General features: G+C 37.4%; 11 protein-coding genes. 6 read left to right on the top strand and 5 right to left on the bottom strand.

Annotated features, from left to right (window positions below):
- Positions 1-495: 495 nt before the first annotated feature.
- From MT391_RS00710 to MT391_RS00695, 4 genes are all read left to right on the top strand, one after another.
- Positions 496-1,920 (top strand): alpha-amylase family glycosyl hydrolase, encoded by a 1,425-nt coding sequence (locus MT391_RS00710; RefSeq protein WP_499496694.1) that lies wholly within the window; start codon positions 496-498, stop codon positions 1,918-1,920.
- Positions 1,921-2,578: 658 nt separating this feature from the next.
- Positions 2,579-3,859 carry a maltoporin gene (locus MT391_RS00705; protein ID WP_499496607.1) on the top strand — a complete coding sequence of 427 codons (1,281 nt, stop codon included), beginning with the start codon at positions 2,579-2,581 and terminating at the stop codon, positions 3,857-3,859.
- A gap of 329 nt (positions 3,860-4,188) precedes the next feature.
- Positions 4,189-5,001, top strand: a complete 813-nt coding sequence (locus MT391_RS00700; RefSeq protein ID WP_499496606.1) for a MalM family protein — start codon at positions 4,189-4,191, stop codon at positions 4,999-5,001.
- A 64-nt stretch (positions 5,002-5,065) separates the two neighbouring features.
- The gene (locus MT391_RS00695) at positions 5,066-6,025 is read left to right on the top strand and encodes a glucokinase (protein ID WP_499496605.1); all 960 of its coding nucleotides are present in this window, start codon (positions 5,066-5,068) and stop codon (positions 6,023-6,025) included.
- A 145-nt stretch (positions 6,026-6,170) separates the two neighbouring features.
- Here MT391_RS00695 and MT391_RS00690 read toward each other — a convergent pair whose 3' ends face one another.
- Positions 6,171-6,743, bottom strand: coding sequence for a hypothetical protein (locus MT391_RS00690; RefSeq protein WP_499496604.1), 573 nt, complete (start codon positions 6,741-6,743; stop codon positions 6,171-6,173).
- Positions 6,744-6,986: 243 nt separating this feature from the next.
- Between MT391_RS00690 and MT391_RS00685 the strand changes: the two genes are divergently transcribed.
- The gene (locus MT391_RS00685; protein WP_499496603.1) at positions 6,987-9,047 is read left to right on the top strand and encodes an alpha-amylase; all 2,061 of its coding nucleotides are present in this window, start codon (positions 6,987-6,989) and stop codon (positions 9,045-9,047) included.
- A 994-nt stretch (positions 9,048-10,041) separates the two neighbouring features.
- Here the strand turns inward: MT391_RS00685 and malG are convergent.
- From malG to malE, 3 genes are all read right to left on the bottom strand, one after another.
- Positions 10,042-10,932: a maltose ABC transporter permease MalG gene (gene malG / locus MT391_RS00680; RefSeq protein ID WP_166371348.1), complete on the bottom strand. Its 891-nt coding sequence runs from the start codon at positions 10,930-10,932 to the stop codon at positions 10,042-10,044.
- Between the two features lie 11 nt (positions 10,933-10,943).
- Positions 10,944-12,512: a maltose ABC transporter permease MalF gene (malF, locus tag MT391_RS00675; protein WP_499496602.1), complete on the bottom strand. Its 1,569-nt coding sequence runs from the start codon at positions 12,510-12,512 to the stop codon at positions 10,944-10,946.
- Between the two features lie 164 nt (positions 12,513-12,676).
- Positions 12,677-13,858 carry a maltose/maltodextrin ABC transporter substrate-binding protein MalE gene (gene malE, locus MT391_RS00670; protein WP_499439654.1) on the bottom strand — a complete coding sequence of 394 codons (1,182 nt, stop codon included), beginning with the start codon at positions 13,856-13,858 and terminating at the stop codon, positions 12,677-12,679.
- A gap of 681 nt (positions 13,859-14,539) precedes the next feature.
- On the opposite strand from malE, the gene malK reads away from it, so the two are divergent.
- Positions 14,540-15,676 (top strand): maltose/maltodextrin ABC transporter ATP-binding protein MalK, encoded by a 1,137-nt coding sequence (malK, locus tag MT391_RS00665; protein WP_499496601.1) that lies wholly within the window; start codon positions 14,540-14,542, stop codon positions 15,674-15,676.
- Positions 15,677-16,372: 696 nt separating this feature from the next.
- Here the strand turns inward: malK and malQ are convergent.
- Positions 16,373-18,550: a 4-alpha-glucanotransferase gene (malQ, locus tag MT391_RS00660; RefSeq protein ID WP_499496600.1), complete on the bottom strand. Its 2,178-nt coding sequence runs from the start codon at positions 18,548-18,550 to the stop codon at positions 16,373-16,375.
- Positions 18,551-18,759 lie beyond the last annotated feature (209 nt).

Genomic DNA, 18,759 nt, shown 5'->3' with positions numbered 1-18,759 from the left:
GAGTAAATAATAATATTTTATAACCTATGCGAGTAGGTTATAAAGTATTGATAATAAATAAATTAAGCCTTCACCACCTTAACGATGAGTTAATGATTATTTAATATTAAGTACTTTTTCACTGGTTAAAAATAGTTAAAATATCAACTAAAAATTACCTAACATCCTAGTCCATCTACTTCTACGCCCGCTTATTCAACCTACTAATATCAATCTCGGGTGGATTGCTTCCATTGTGCAGCGTTTATAATAAGACATATTCTAATAAAAAAATGTACTGTTTTATTAATAAATGAATGTACTTAAAAATAATTGTACTGTTGTTCTAAAAATTATTTATGATGAACGGGAGTAAAATAAACTACATTAGATTTTTCGTTTATATAAAAATAAAAAAATTAAGTGATTGAGTCTAGGTAGAGTTGAATTTTATTTAGGTTTTATTGCAATTAACTGCAATAGCCAAGGAGAACTAAAATGATGTATCAATCTAACATGAACACTATTGAACTGGATATATCAACACCCGAAGTATCAACCAATACAGACAGTTCTAAACAGGTAAATAATAAAAGTAACCAGCTTGGCAATGAAAATGTCATTTTACATGCCTTTGATTGGTCATACGCAGAGGTTGCTAAGCAGGCAAAAATTATCAGCCAAATGGGTTATCACTCAGTCTTAGTATCACCACCACTAAAATCATTTAAACATGAAAATGGAACAGAATGGTGGCAACGCTATCAACCACAGGATTACCGTATTATCGATAATCAGCTTGGTAATACCCTCGATTTTTCTAATATGATCAAAAAACTCGCTAAATATGACCTTCATGTTTATGCTGATATTGTATTTAATCACATGGCCAATGAAGCCTATCTTCGCAATGATCTTCAGTATCCAAGTCAGGAAGATCTTCAAGACTATGCTGACAATCAATCTTACTATCAATCTTTGCTTCTTTTTGGTGATTTAAGTAAACCCTTGTTTAACAGCACACACTTTGTTGATGGTTTTGGCATTACAGACTGGAAAAATTGCTGGGAAGTACAAAATGGGAGAATAACCGGCGGCGCAGAAGACCCAGGATTACCCACACTTAAAGTATGTGACTATGTGATTAAACAACAACAGTCATACTTAAAAGCACTTAAAGGGTTAGGCGTAAAAGGCTTTAGGATCGATGCAGCAAAACACATGACACTCGAACACTTGCAACGCGTTTGGAGTAAAGATATCACCGAAAATATGCATGTATTTGGTGAAATCATAACCGACGGAGGTGCGACGGAAGAAGAGTATGAGTTATTTCTGCAACCCTATCTTGAAAAAACAAGCTTAGGATCCTACGACTTTCCATTATTTAACACTATTTTTGACGTGTTTCAGGAAAATGGCAATATCGAATCACTGATCGACCCCTATTGCTTTGGGCAAGCGTTAGTAAACTTTAGAGCAATTACCTTTGTAATAACCCATGATATTCCCAATAACGATAGCTTCAAGGATTTGATTTTATCAGAACAAAACGAATACTTAGCCTATGCCTATATATTAGGTAGAGATGGTGGCGTGCCATTGATTTATGCTGATTTAAATACCAGCGGTATCGAAGGTGAAAATCATCAACCACGTTGGGTAAACGCTTGGAAAAATAAACGCATGCAACAAATGATTAAATTTCATAATTATGTCCATGGGGAGAAAATGATCCCTATTTTATCTAATCAAGATCTGCTGATTTTTGCACGAGGCGATAAAGGGATCGTTGCCATAAACAAATCCGATGCTGATACCTGTATCGATTTTCAATGGCATCGAACAATGCAAGATATATTAACTGAGCAGCAGTTTAAAATTGAATCAGAAAAACTACACTTAATCTTAGAAGCAAATTCTTATTTAATGTTAATTTAATACCATCAAAGGTTATCTTGATAACCCCGTTAGCTTTCAAGGCTAAAGGGGTTATCTACTTAGCAACTTAACCAACAACTAACTATCATGCTAACCGCTAACCGCTAACCGCTAACCATTAGAAGTCTTTACCTAGAAGGCTTGCAACGTAAATTTTCATGTCTGTACTTTCTAATTTTACACTCCTATTTTAGGATTAATTTCAATCTAGTTTACTCAGCCAATGTTAGCAATTTCATCTGTTTTGATTTAACGCAATATTATCGTCATTAGCAAATTTTCAGTCGTCTAAATCGTCATAAATTAGTTACAAATCTCGCTAAAATTTAAGCATAAGGTGCACATTAACATTACCTTGATCACTCTTTTATAGCCGCCTCCTCCCTAAATCCGTGACCCCTTCTACATTTTTATTTTAATGGCGTAACTCTACTCCTTTCTCCCCCCCCCTAAATAAAATAAAGGTGGAGGAAGTCAGCCATCTTTATCTCACCTAACATAGTCAACGTTGAGTCACCTTGAAGGGAGGAAACTCCTAAACACTACCCTGTTGTTGCTTAAACTTTTTACAGTCTATCTAACAAGTTAAAGGAATAACGGAGGAATAATAAATAACCAATCGTTTTAAAATTAGCGAGTTAAAAATGGAGTTGATAACATGAAAAAAATAAGTTTAATCGCAGCAGCAGTATCCACCGCATTGCTTTCTAGCTCAGCATTTGCAGTAGATTTTCACGGTTATGCTCGTGCAGGTGTTGGCATGAACGCAGATGGCGGACAACAAATTGCTCACGAGAAAAATAAAATTGGTCGTTTAGGTAATGAGGACGATGTTTATGGTGAAATTCAGCTAGGGTCTGAAGTTTATAATGATAATGGCAAAACTTTTTATCTCGATTCAATGGTTGCGATGACCTCTAACGGATCAAATGATTGGGAAAGTACTGGTACTTCTTGTGAGCTTGTCACTTCAGGCACCCCTCCTGAAGACGCAGTAAAATGTAAAGATGATGCTCAATTTGCCTTACGTCAGTTTAATGTCCAAGCAAAAGGTTTAATTTCTGCTGCTCCGGAAGCAACGTTATGGGCCGGTAAGCGTTTTTACCAACGCCATGATGTGCACCATACGGATTTTTACTACTGGGATATTTCAGGTGCGGGTGCGGGTGTTGAAAACATTCAAGTAGGACCAGGTAAATTATCTTTGGCTTGGGTACGTAATGACCGTAGTGATATTGTCGATAGTGGTAATAATGGTGGATCAGTAAACGTTAATACTTTTGATGTTCGTTATGCTGGGATTTCATTATGGGAAAAAGCGAGCTTAGAAGTTGGTCTTGATTATGCGATGGTCAATGACACCGATGATGTCGTTGGAGATCCTCAAGACGGAGTCATGACTACTTTTGAGTTAACACAAGGTTTAGATAATGGCTTCAACAAAACAGTATTCCAATATGGTACTGAAGGCTACAGTAAATCTTTAGCCTTTTACGGTAGTGGTAACTGGTATGGTGCTGAAGCAAATGACGGTGCTTCTGGCTACCGTGTAATCAACTGGGGTGTGCTTGGTTTTGGTGAAAACATTGAGATATTACATCAGTTAGTTTATGCCGTTGGTGAAGATATGTGGGATGGTCAAGATAAAACAAAAACCATGTCCGCAGTTATTCGTCCAGTTTACAAATGGGATGAAAATCATAAGACTATCCTTGAGTTAGGTTATAACATTGATGACACAGACGGTGATAAAACGAAAAATAGTAAAGTAACTATTGCGCAAGCATGGACAGCCGGTTCAAGCATCTGGGCTCGTCCTGAAATCCGTGTTTATGCAAGCTACATTAACCAAGACGCAGATAGTGGTGCGAATGCCTTTAACGGTGGTCGTGACGACAGTACTATGCAGTTTGGTGTACAAGCTGAAGCTTGGTGGTAAGCCACTAACTTCTTAATCAACAACACAGTCGATGTCTGGCTGTGTTGTTGACTTCCTTGACTGAGCATTATTTTTTAAAGCAATATTATTTTTAAACCAACCAATTTTGCAATCCAGCTATCAATTTTCAATCCAAGTAAATGGATGGTTTAAAAATAATATAAACTGATAATAATCAATGTTAACAAAGCTGTAGAATAAAATAATATACAAGAATAAAGACAAATTACCTTTTAAAATACAGGTATAATTAACAGTTATTTTTCTCATTTTTAATCAGTAAAGATATAAAATGGCAGAAATGATACTCACAATTAGGATAATCAATTATGAAAAAATGGATCGCACCAATTATTTTATCGACTTTAATTGTAGGTTGTGCAAAAACACAAACAATAACTCTCGACGTTCCTCAAGAAAATCAAGTTGCCATGAATATATCAGAGATCACATGGTCAGCCCTGGATATCCCTACTAACATTAAATTTTCTATTGATAAATCAAACCAATTATTACTAAACGGAGAAAGTGCAGGTCCTATTGCCAGCTTCACGTTACCCGGCAATAAAGGTTCATTAGATATAGAAATTGAAAGTTTTGTCGATAGCAAAAATACTTTTTATGCACCTACTGTTGTGATCCTAAATAAAGCCGGTGACCTTATTGACCAAAAGTCCTTCAGTGACTTTACCTACGAGCCAGCAAAATTGTTAGATAACGATAAATTTACCATCGCGTTTAATGTCATGCCTGATATGAGTGGTGATAACCTTAAATTATTGGTATATACCACTGCAAAAGATTTAGTTGGTTCAACACCAATTTTACACCCTGCAAAAGCCTTTGCTATTGCTAAGCATACAGTACAACCTATTATCGACGATCCGCTTGCTAAACATGTTGCCTACGGTAATTTCAGCTTAACGCTTACTAGCAATCAAGTTGTGACTACACGCATCATTAACACCACTGATAATATTCCTGCAGGAACTGACCTTGAAAGTTTCTATAAAAAATCAATCCAAAATGCCGTTGCAAACGAAGATATCCCAAAAGCATTAAAGCTTTTGGAAGAAGCTAAAAATCTGCAAGTAGAAGGCGCACAAACAATTTTTGTTGATGCTATCAATAGTTATAAATAACAAATTATAAAGAAAAGATAAACGTAAATTGAAGTTGAAAGTTAACAATTATTTAGGAGAAAAAATGTCAGCTGTTGTAATCGACCTTGGCGGCACAAATATTAGATTTTCAGTTTGTGATCTTGAAACGGGTAAATTGAGCAAACTGGTCGAGTATGTTTGTGCGGACTTTGACTCTATAGAACAAGCTTTGTTAGCTTATTTTTCAACATTGGACAGTGCAGTTAATGATCTTTGTATCGGTATTGCCTGCCCCGTGGAAAATGATCAAGTAACCATGACCAACTTAAGTTGGTCATTTTCACAAAAAGCACTTAAAGAACAATTAAACTTAAACACTTTGTATGTAATAAATGATTATACTGCGATCTCTTTGGCAGTGCCTTTCTTAGCTGCATCAGATAAGTTTCAAATCGGTACAGGTACTGTTCAGGAAAATGCTAACACTGCTGTTTTTGGACCTGGTACCGGATTAGGTGTATCACATATCATAAAAGTAATTGATAAGTGGATCAGCCTAGAAGGTGAAGCGGGTCATGTTAGCTTTACTGCAAACACACGCCTACAAGCAGATATTTTATTTCAATTACAAGCTAAGTTTGAGCATGTTTCTGCAGAGCAAGTGATGTCAGGACAAGGTATCGTTAATTTATATCAAAGTCTCTGCAATTTATCGCAACAAGCCCCTCAATTTATTCAGCCTAAACAAATAACACAAGCAGCACTGAATAATGAATGTGTTATAGCACGACAAACTTTAGATATCTTTTGTCAAATAATGGGCAGCTTTGCCGGTAATCTCGCGATGAGTTTGAACTGTACTGGTGGTGTTTATATTGCTGGTGGCATCGTGCCGCGTTTTCTTGATTTTTTTGAAGCGAGTGAATTCAGACAATATTTTGAAGAGAAAGGACGTTTAAAAGCCTATTTAACTAAAATACCTACTTTTGTTATTACTCACAAGAACCCAGGTTTACTAGGTGCTGCAACTTACCTACGCCAAGAGTTAAAATACATTCACTAATCACTCAAAAATATGCTAGTTCTAGAACAAAATCAACGTCAGCGGATATTTTTGCTGACGTTGATAGCAATAGCATCTGCCTTACATTTGATAGATCAGTTGATGCTTATCGATCATTAGTTATGGTTTGCTCCTGTCATCAACCTTAAAGCTTAAAAAAGTTAACATTTATTACTACACCATCACTTACAAACTCAACGTATCGGCTTGGGTTGGCCTGTTGTTGCGTCTCAGGGTACCATAGCAACCTCCTAGGCGAAGAGATTCTGCCCTTGTTCATAAACATCATCACCTCTCTATCAACGATATGAAACGGCTTTGTCTTAAGTTGCTCTGTGATATCAATATGCTTGCCTGCTATTTCAACCCAAACTAAAACATAGCCATCCTTACGAATATTGAGTTGAAGTTGGGAATAATTGCTGGCCGTAAATGGCGCGTTTAATTGTATTTTGTTTACATTTTGCTTTGCTAACCCTAAATAGCCCTGTACAGGCGTTGTATAGTAATTAACAACTTCAGAGCAAAATTCTTTCCCTTCTTCTTTTTCGCCGCAATCAAATAGCTCCTGACTTTTGTTTAATAGATCAACAGACCATGCTGGAATATCGTCATCTAACATAGGCGATAACCAAGGCAAGCTTAAAGCGTTCGGATAAGCTATTAACGTAGAACAAAATAGGCTACAGATTAGCGAAGTAAAAACATTTTTTTTCATAAATGACTCGTGCGTCCTTTATTGTTGGATAAGTTAATAGCTGAATAATTGAATAGCTGTATAACTAAATGATCAAGATGATATTAGTTTACCTGTTTACCTGTTTACATAAACAGAAGTATCATCCTTAAAAAATTGACAATAGAGGCCTACGTTGAAAGCAAGGGGCGTAGATGTACGGTTGATGTATCGAGGGAAACTATTTTATATGATGTCTGAAGGTAATTAAAAGAAGGTAAAATAATGAAACTCAATACTCTTTTTCTCACATTATTAATTGGTGCTCCGAACGTTTTTGCGGCCAATATTGCAATTTCTACCACGACAAATAGTCGACAGTTTGCACTCGATGATGAGCGCCCCTTGATTGTCCAGCTTTCTAAAGATAATTACACCATAACTATCTCTGAGATTGATGGTAAATGTGCTCCTGACAGCATGAAAAAAGTAAAATTTAATAAACCCTTAGCATTAAATTGTGGTTCACCGACAGAACTTGATTTACAGATCCGTTTTAGCGGGGATTATGCATTCACATTTAATGAAAGCCCCCCTTCTTTAAGAATTAATCGGCAACCTAAAACGGCTCAAAAGACTACGTTTAAACGCCCTCTTCCCAATGTGCAATGCGAAGCCTATTCAGGTGGCGAAGTTACTATTAATCTGAACAATCTATACAAAGAATCCACAAAATTACGAGATGCTTACTCAGGCCGTGTTGTCGAGGTTAAGAATAATAAGGTAACACTTACACCTTCACCCGATAGCGGTGGATTAGTTTTACTTGAAAAGTTACCCGCAGCAGGCGCGACTCAACAGCAAGCTCCATTAAATTGGAAAAACGCAAATATTTACTTTGTAATGATTGACCGCTTTAATAATGCAGATACCAGTAATGATCAATCCTATGGACGTGATAAGGATGGCCTAGATGAAGTAGGTACATTTCATGGTGGCGATATTAAAGGTGTCACTCAAAAACTGGATTACATCAAAAGTTTAGGCACTGACGCTATTTGGCTATCTCCGATTGTTGAGCAGGTACATGGTTTTGTAGGCGGTGGAGAGAAAGGCAGTTTTCCCTTTTATGCATACCATGGTTACTGGACACGGGACTTTACTAAAATTGACCAAAATTTTGGAGATGACGAAGACTTAAATGAGTTAGTCGAACAGGCGCATCAACGCGGAATGAAAATACTACTAGACGTAGTCATTAACCATGCCGGTTATGCTACCTTAGCCGATCTTCAATTCGATAAAATCGATGTTGTGACACCTCTGCCCAATTGGCCGCCTCAATGGTCTTCTTGGAAGCCCATGTCAGGACAAAACTGGCATAGCTTTCACCAGCAAATAAATTATAAAAGTTCACAATGGCAACATTGGTGGGGAAAAGATTGGATAAGAGCAACATTTCCCGGTTATCAGTCACCAGGGAATAGTGACATCACATCCTCTTTAGCAGGATTACCCGATATGATAACAGAGTCCACCAAAGCGGTAACACCTCCTGAATGGCTACTCAATAACCCAGGTACGCGTGTTGCTGAACGCGCTAATTTTACTGTTTCAGATTATTTAATCGAATGGCAAACCGATTGGGTGAAACGATTTGGTATCGATGGATTTAGGATCGACACCGTCAAGCATGTTCAACCTAGTGTCTGGAAAAAGTTGAAATCAGAAAGTATTAACAGCCTAGAAACTTGGCGTAACAATAATGATGAATCTGGTTTACCCTTTTTTATGATGGGTGAAGTGTGGGGACATACAGCTTATCGTAGTCCTTACTTTGATGATGGATTTGATGCTTTGATTAATTTCGATTTGCAAAAGAAAATGGATAAAGGCGCAGCTTGTTTCAGCCAAATGAATGCTACCTATCAAAACTATGCTAATACTATACAAGAAAACAAAGACTTCAATCCTGTCAGTTATATGTCGTCACATGATACTGAGCTATTTTTCAGTCGCTTTAACTCTCTAGATATGCAAAGAAATGCTGCAAACGCATTGCTGCTGACTCCCGGCGCGATACAAATTTATTATGGAGATGAAGTGGCGAGAAAAATTGGTCCATATGCTGATGATTTTCATCAAGGCACACGCTCTGACATGGTGTGGGATTTAGATAAAGACCGTCAATCCTTGCTAACTCATTGGAAAACTATTGCTAAATTCAGAAAGGATCATTCTGCAATAGGAGCAGGAAAACATAACGTAATCAAACATGACAATGCTTACGTATTTAGTAGAATTTTGAAAGACGATACCGTTGTGGTTGCTTTTTTCGGCCATTAACCGATTACATCAATTGTCTCAATGAAGTAAAAAGACTGACAATATTGAGACAATTCACTTCTTTGTTTATAAGCAACTATTTATAAGCAACTGCTTATAAAAAACATTTAACAAAGAGCCCTCTATAATTAATAGTCATAAATCAAGGCCTATTAATGCCCTCATGATGCTAAAGCCACTGCAATAACGCCATCAAGATAGTATAAGTGTGTAAAATCGAACTGTTCTAGTTCATTTAGAGATTAATAAAAGCCAACCTTGAATCTAATTCTATCAATAGCCTTAACACCAGTCCTAAACCAATCAAAAACCTATCTCAACATACCAAACCTTTAAATAACATGACGAAGAAATCTTCACTTTCAATAGTATTTTCTTTTAGCAACTTTAGTACAGCGATATGTATATATACCCGTTATCAATCGAGATGCTTTATTCAGTCGTTAGCTTGGACAGCAAGGCAAGGCGCAACATGATGACAATGGCTAGTCCTTATCGAATGTTGCAACACTGAATTGCTTTTCGAGCTAACGACCCACAGGGCAAGTTGTCAGGCAAGCATCTTCGTTGTTAGAAAGTATTGATTGAACTAGTTAGAGCTTCAACTTTCTGCCTAGAAGCTACTCACCTCACAACTTGCTGAACTTTGCATATTGAATGGTAACGGGTATATACAGTCAGAACTACTCTGAACGAGGCTATTTACGTTTTTTTTCTTAAAAAAGCATTCATTCACACTACCAATAAAATAAATTGTATAGATAAAAAAGAAGGGAAATATACAACTGTTTAGTTTATAGCTGCGCAGAAAAGCAATTATAAGGTTAATAAGCTCGTACAATTAAAAATTAAGAGGCAGTACCGCCATTTATAAAATCAATTAGTAAGTGAGTCAATCAATGATGATTAAAGTAGGCTTAAAATAGTTAAAAAAAACGCAATTTACAAGGTGGGATAAATTGCGTTTATTAAATCGTTCTAAAAGTTAAGAATACTACCCTTTAACACCTCCAGCCGTTAATCCGCCCACTAACCAACGCTGTGCTAGTAAAAACACACCAGTAATAGGTAATGCCGAGAGTACCGCTGCTGCTGCAAAATCACCCCATAAATAGTTTTGAGGATATAAGTACTGTTGCATGCCGACTGCTAACGTATAGTTATCAACATCGGATAATAAGAGTGAAGCTACAGGCACCTCACCAACTACAGCAATAAACGAAAGGATAAACACAACTGCTAATATCGGAACCGATAAAGGCAACAACACTAAGCGGAACGCTTGCCAAGGTGTAGCACCATCTAAAGCGGCCGCTTCTTCAAGTGAGTTATCGATGGTCTCAAAGTATCCTTTGATGGTCCAAACATGCAGAGCAATCCCGCCTAAATAAGCAAAAATCAATCCACCATGGGTATTTAATCCAAGAAATGGAATGTATTGTCCTAATTTATCGAATAAGGCATACAGAGCAACTAATGCCAATACTGCGGGAAACATTTGGAAAATCATCATCGCTTTCAAAATGGCACTTTTACCACCAAACTTCATACGCGCAAAAGCATAAGCAGAAGTTGTTGAAAGAGCGACAATTAAAATTGAAGAGATACTCGCAATTTTAATTGAATTCCACAACCAAGTTAATACTGGAAACGGAGGCGGCGTGATACTACCATCGGCATTAGTAACAGAAAAACCTAACGCCAGCTTCCAATGTTCTAGAGATGGGTTTTCAGGGATCAAGCTGCCTGTTGCAAAGTTGCCTTCACGTAATGAGATCGCGACTACCATTAATAATGGGAAGATAATAAATGATAGAAAAACCCAAAGTCCTATATGTGTTGCCCATACTCTGTATTTTAAATTTTTGCCTTGTACTATAGCCATCGAAAGTCCCCTTAATCTTGTTCGAGTTTTGTGAAGCGAAGATTTAGCAATGCCAAGCCGCCCACTAGTAGGAAAATAATTGTTGCAATGGCACTTGCTAAACCAAAGTCTTGTCCGCCAGTTCCTTCAAATGCAATACGGTAGGTATAGCTCACTAATAAGTCTGTATAACCTGCTGGCTCAGTAGTGCCAATCATATTCGGTCCACCACCCGTTAATAGGTAAATCATTACAAAGTTATTAAAGTTAAAAGCAAAACTTGCAATTAATAACGGTGTTAATGGTTTAATCATTAGAGGGAAAGTAATCTTAGTAAAGTTTTTTAATGGTCCAGCACCATCGATTGCAGACGCCTCATAAAGATCTTGCGGTATAGCTTTTAAAAGCCCCATACACAGGATCATCATATAAGGGAAACCAAGCCAAGTATTAACAATTACTACCATGGTTCTTGCGGTTATTGGGTCTGAAAACCAAGCTGGACTGATGCCGAATAAGGCTTCTAATACCATATTTATTTCACCAAAACTTTGGTTAAATAACCCTTTAAAAATAAGAATAGAGATAAAGGCAGGAACTGCATAAGGCAATATCAATAATACTCGATATACTGCACGCCCTTTTAGTGCTTCCCATTGCACTACACTCGCTAACACCAAACCGATAATTAAGGTCAAAAAAACTGACAATGCTGAAAATACAACGGTCCAAATAAAGATCCCTATAAAAGGTTCTTTAATCCCTTCATCTTTCCATACCTTCTCAAAATTTGCAGTACTGACATTAACTACAAAACCAGGTGAAATAGGGTCACCTATAAACGCATTATTTTCATTAACGACTTGATAGAATCCTATTTCCATATTCGCTTTAAGTCGCTGCTCTGTTTCATTGTTTAATAATGTTTCGCCATCGGATTGCATACTATAAAGAGGTTGTATCGCGGCAAATTTTCGTAGCCCACTCATGCCCACCACTTTGCCGTCTGGCATAGTTAAATTGATGTTGTTGAGCTTCGCCCTATTCTTGATGATCGATTTTATTTTTTGTTTTTTACCATCAACTTTTTGTACAGCCTTAAGATCAACATTTTGTCCGGCAGCAACATCCATTGAAAAATCATCTGTCGCCAGTGTTTCGCCATTAACAATGACCGCTATACGGAAACCTTGCTCTGTCTGATAGAGATTAAATGGATAACTTTGACCGCTCTGAAATGTTCTATCCAACAAGACACTTTGTGCCCGCTCTATAGTTAATTGGTTTTTTGCACTGTAGTTAGTAAATGCGAGGCTAGTGGTATAAACCAATGGAAACAAAATAAATAGGATCATGCCCGCAATACCAGGATATATATAGCGATGAGCATAGGTTTTTTTACTACCAAAAATATACAGTGCCAATGACGTTAATATGACCGTAAGTAATGCAAATGCAAGCTCTCCACGAGAGTACATTACAATCGACGCATAACCGTTTACGATAGCAACTGAAACTAGAATGGCCCATTTTATTATCACTCCCCAACTGATAGGAAGTGGAGATGGTGCAATGGCACCAGAACCTTGAACTGACTGCATATAGAACCCTGTTAACTAAAATCAACTCCATCACTAACTATTTTTCATCATTATTCATTAGTGATGCATTATTGATGGTGTCGATAAAAAATTAAAATGAGGAGAAAGCAATGCTTTCTCCAGTGTTAAGGAATAAACTTGATGTTCACTCCTTAACAACGTCATTATTTGACCATTCGTTTTTCTGCATCTGCAAGCGCTGCATCTACTGCTTGACGACCATCAACGATATTGATAATTGCATTTTTTGCACTTTCCCAGAAAGCACCCATTTGTGGAATATTTGGCATTATTTCACCATTTTTTGCATTATTCATGGTTGCCGCAATGCGAGCATCTGTAGCTAACTCTTTTTGAAATGAATTCAATGCAACAGCACCAAGCGGTTTATCATTATTAATATTACGTAAACCCTCGTTAGTAAGTAGGTAGTTTTCTATAAACTCAACAGCAAGGTCTTTATTAGGTGACGCAGTACTAATACCCGCGGTCAATACACCAACAAATGGTTTAGAATCTTTACCATTAAATTTAGGTAACGTAGTCACACCATAATTAATGCCGGCTTTCTCAATATTTCCCCAAGACCAAGGACCGTTAATGGTCATTGCTACATTGCCTTTGGTAAATTCAGATTCAGACACGGAATAATCCATATCAGGAGAAATAACCTTGTTATCGATCAATTTTTTAACAAACGTCATTGCTCCTTTTACACCCGCATTATTAATACCAGCGTTTTTAATATCATAACCGGTAGACGTTGGCTTAAAAGCATAGCCCCCATCAGCTGCCATTAAAGGCCAAGTAAAGTAAGGTTCTTTTAAGTTCCACATAATCGCCGATTTACCATCTTTTTGAAGTTTAGTATTCAGCGCGGTGATGTCTTCCCAATTCTCTGGAGGTGTAGCAATTAAATCTTTATTATAAATAAGTGATAACGCTTCAATAGCCACAGGGTAACCAATGAATTTACCTTTATACTGCACAGCATCCCATGCAAAATCGACAATACCGTTTTTCACTTCTTTAGAAGGGGTAACTTCAACTAGCAAACCTGCTTCTGCGTATCCACCAAAACGGTCATGAGCCCAAAAAACGATATCAGGACCATCGCCCGTTGATGCCGTTTGTGGAAATTTTTCTTGTAGTGCATCAGGGTGAGCAACAGTAACTTTAATACCAGTATCTTCTTCAAAACGTTGGCCGACTTCAGCAAGTCCATTGTACCCTTTGTCACCGTTGATCCAGATAGTAAGCTGCCCCTCTTCAATCGCCGCGTTGGCATTAAAAGAACCCAATGCAGCCATGGTGCAAAGCGCAACGATACTTAGATTTTTTTTCATGTTAATATCCTTTTTAGTTGTGATGAAGGGCTAGCCGTTGGGTAAGCCATATTTCGAACTTTATTATCTAGAAGTTAAAACGCTTAATCATCCTCCTATCCACTACGCCCCATGGGTTCGACTCTATTTTCGTGACACAGCTCCACCTATAACCACGATCAAGATCTCAAATTCCATGTTTATGTGATAGCAATCATCATAATTAATACAATTTATTGGAATGACATCTGTATTTTGTTGAACAAGATTTGTCAGCCCCCTCCTCCCTCCTCCTCCTATAAATTATTGCACTAGGATGATGTGTAGGTGATCTAAAATAAGCAAACTATCAACCACTAGTAATAGATTGTGATCGTGTTATTTACATTTTTGTTTTAACGATTCCTAACAGCGGTCATAAATAGCCAATAAAATCTATTTATCGCTAATATTTAGACTTTTTTACTACCATTTACATAACAAATTATGCAACCTAGGTATTTATAAAGTGTATTTAGTTAGTTCGTTGTTAATAAAAAGAAATGTTGTAATAAGGATACATCAACGGCAGCAATTATTTATTAATATAAAACACAATTAATGATTTCAAATTTCAGAAATAAAAAATTCCGAAATAAGAGTTCAGGAATAAACAACAGAAATCATGAGCGTAAACATAAAAATTAATCGAGGACAAACTACATGACCAGTGTCACCTTAAAAAATGTATGTAAAGCTTACGACAAGCTACTTATCTCTAAAAATGTCGATCTTGAAATAAAAGAAGGCGAACTGGTCGTCTTTGTTGGTCCATCGGGTTGTGGTAAATCCACACTTTTACGATGTATAGCAGGCCTTGAAGAAATTACTTCTGGTGATTTATACATCGGTGAAGAACGTATGAATGATGTTGAACCATCAAAACGTGGTGTTGGTATGGTATTTCAATCCTACGCACTCTATCCGCATCTCAACCTCTACGACAACATGTCCTTTGGTTTAAAGTTAGCTAAAGCTAAAAAATCTGAAATAGATACACGTGTTCATCATGTGGCGGATATTTTACAATTAACTCACTTACTTGAACGTCAACCTAAAGCACTTTCAGGTGGGCAACGACAACGTGTTGCCATTGGCAGAACACTGGTATCACAGCCAAACGTCTTTTTGCTTGATGAACCGCTGTCTAATTTGGATGCCGCATTGCGTGTCAATATGCGCAGTGAAATTACTAAACTGCAACGTAAACTTGGCTGCACAATGATCTACGTGACTCATGATCAAGTAGAAGCAATGACAATGGCCGATAAAATCGTAGTATTAGATGCGGGTTCAGTATCACAAGTGGGTCGCCCTCTTGAACTATATCACTATCCAATCAATCGTTTTGTAGCCGGCTTTATTGGGTCGCCTAAAATGAACTTCATGAGCGTATCGATTGAAGATGCAGAGGATGAACGAGTCAAAGTCAAACTAGCAAATAATGAAAGCTTTTGGATATCTGTCGAAGGTAAAACCGTGAATATAGGCGATCGAATGTCACTGGGTATTCGCCCTGAACATTTACTCAATGCAGAACAAGCCGATGCCACTATCGAGGGTAAAGTACAGATTGTAGAAAAGTTAGGTAATGAAACCCAAATTTACATGAACCTTGCCAGTGCAGATGCCGATGTCATATATAGAGCAGCAGATACACTGGATGTGGAAGTAGGCCAAAAATACAATGTTGGTTTAACTGCACATCGCTGTCATTTATTCCATAGAGATGGCATAGCCTGTCGCCGTCTGCACCGTGAAAGCGGTGTTGATTATGATGCGATGATCGCTGAAAAATAAAGACAAGATTAACAATAATATAAATTCAATAGTAAATGCTCACAGATACTGAGCAAATAGTGCAGCATTTACTATTCCAACACCTTTTGTTCCAACATTGGCAATTCAATATATATTAATAACTTACAACTGATGATTTCACCCTTCCCGCACACAAAAGCCAATAACCCATAACCGACACACTCTATAAACAATCAGAAACTCGATATCGCTTATAACTCAACAATTACCTTTATTACAACAGACTCTATTTACAACGCTTATGTTATTTATTCTGTAGGAAATGACTAGATAGAATGACGACATCAAATTATTTTATGAAGCCACTTATTATACGAATCTAGGCTGCACTTAAGTAATTGTACTTAAGCTGCTGTATTAATTAAGTATTTAAGTGGCTGAATACTGAACCAGCTTAATGATAATGTAAAATGAAGGAAATGAAGGAAATGAAGGAGTTGAATGATTAATGTTGAAAATTGAATTGATAGTTAAATTGATAACTAAGTTGATAGTTAAGTTGATAGTTAAGTTGATAGTTAAGTGAATATTTAAATAAGGGCTTAAATTGATAGGAAAATCCCAAACGAATAGCAATTTTAAACGGGTAATAAAGCTTTGCTAAGCAAGGCTTTATTACCGATTATATTGATCTGCGATGACAGCTAGACAGAATATGCTCTCCAGCACAAACAATTAATGGCTAGCTTTTAAGCGCAATTGGGTCATTTGTTTAGCTAAGCGATTTACCGACTGTTTTTGAAAAATATCATCGATGTTAACTGATAATTTACGTCGCCAATTAGGATATTCATTGACCGTTCCAGGTATATTGACAGGCATATCCATTTCTAACAAATCTTCAAGTTGCACACTAAACAACGCAGATGAACCGGCAGCGAGGTGCAAATGTAGTGCTTCACTCAAGTAGCTGTCCATTGGAACAAAGGCAGCGTCTCTGCCCACACCCTCAGGTAGAAATCCATGCCAGGCAAGACTATTTAATATTTCTTGTTTAGACCGTAGTCGTTCATCATATAAAGCTTTTAATTGTACAGGATCTGGATACAAGCCAAGTTCTTTACCCATACGTAGGTCTTCACAATGCCAGAACCCTCTAACCGTTGGCATATCGTGCGTGCAAAGTGCTGACATTGATTGTTCTGTATAATGAGTAGGCGAGAAAAAACCGCCGTCTTCAGCGACTTCGAAAAAAAACAATTTATAAGAGTGGATACCTGCGCTTGCCAGTATATCGACAATTTCGTCTGGCACTGTACCTAAATCCTCACCAATGACAGCACATTGATGACGATGCGACTCAAGCGCTAAAATAGCTAATAAATCTTCAACGGGATAATAAATATATGCCCCATCTGCCGCAGTTTTATTTTTAGGCACCCACCATAAGCGTAATAAACCCAAAACATGATCAATTCTTAAGGCTCCACAATGTTTCATATTAGCCCTTAATAACGCAATGAAAGGAGCATAACCTGAATCCTTAAGTACTTGAGGATTCAGAGGTGGTAGCCCCCAATTTTGCCCTAATGGCCCAAACACATCCGGTGGCGCACCAATGCTTGCATCAAGCACTAATGATCCATTGTCCGCCCAACTCGCCGAACCTGAACTTGCTTCGCCCACTGCTAAATCACGGTATAAGCCGACCGACATTCCACATTCTTCTGCAAATTGTTGAGCTTCATTAATCTGTGTATCAGCAATCCATTGATAGTATAAATAAGACTCAACCAGTGATCTATTTTGTGTAATAAACTGATGTACTTCGATATTATTGAACTTACTATATTTATTTGGAAATACTGGGCAACCCCAAATAGAAGGATCCTGTTGATACAAGTGAGCATGTAGCGCATCAAATACCGCTTGATGCTGTAAGCTTTCTCCCCCCTGCGCGACAAAATCATTAAAAGCCTCCGCACGTTCTGTTTCTTTAGCAAGATGTCTAATTTCAAATTCTTTAAATAAAAGGGGCAATACACTTAATTTTAATGCCGCTACTTCGCTGTAGTTAACCCATTCATCTTTACGCACACTTTTGAGACGTTGCTGAAATTCGATACAACCCACTTTCTGCTGCGCCGCACTACTCAATACAAACTCGGGAATGGCTGTCACATCAATATACATAATGTTCAACCAATGACGAGAAGAAGGACTATATGGACTGGCTCCCTCTGGATTGGCAGGAAAAAGTGCATGAATCGGGTTTAGGCCAATAAAATCTCCACCACGGGAAGCGACTTCTGTTATTAGTTGTTTGAGATCGCCAAAATCTCCTATTCCCCAGTTATACGCAGTACGAACAGTATAAAGTTGAATGCTTGGTCCCCATAATTTTTCACCTTTATGTAAACTCGACTGCTTGTAACAAGATTCGGGCGTAATGATGATAGTCATTTGATACGGGTTTTTACGGCGTTTACGAGTAACCGTTAACTGGTGATACCCTAAAGGTAATTTAGGCAATTGAAAAATAAGCGCTCCACCATTTATGCGATCATCTTTGATCACCTGTGATTGTAAATAGCCTTCTAGAACATCGCCATTCTCGGTAATAACTTGCCAACTAAATTCGCTTTCTCGAACAGTTAAACCAAGGTTTAATTCAATTTCAATAGGTTGTTGTAGATCCTTAATCACTTTGACCGGGGCTAATATTTTGCTTTTATGCCTTTTCTGTGCAGATTTCAACAACGTTTTATCATCAGTCGTATCGTAGCCTAACGCACTTAACAGTTGTTCGATGGTTTCATCTTTAACATAAGCCTCATTTCCCCAAGCACTAATATAGTGGTCTGAGATTTTAGCCATTTTGGCTACTTTTTTTAATACTGATTGTTCGTTCATTGCTCTCTCCGTGGGCATAATATCAAGACTCGTTAATAAAAGATCATGACCAACAATTAGCTCGTTACTGTTAATAAGGATATTGAAGGGTATTTTCTCTATCCAAATGTAAAAATACTCTGCAAAAATCGATTGTAAAAACCGATTGTAAAAACTAATTGCAAAACCATGGCCAATTTATTGACTAAAAGCCTATCAACCCTACTCAA

The organism is Vibrio sp. 1-Bac 57, assembly GCF_037546855.1.
GTDB lineage: Bacteria > Pseudomonadota > Gammaproteobacteria > Enterobacterales > Psychromonadaceae > Psychromonas.
This window is presented reverse-complemented; position numbering and strand designations above follow the sequence as displayed.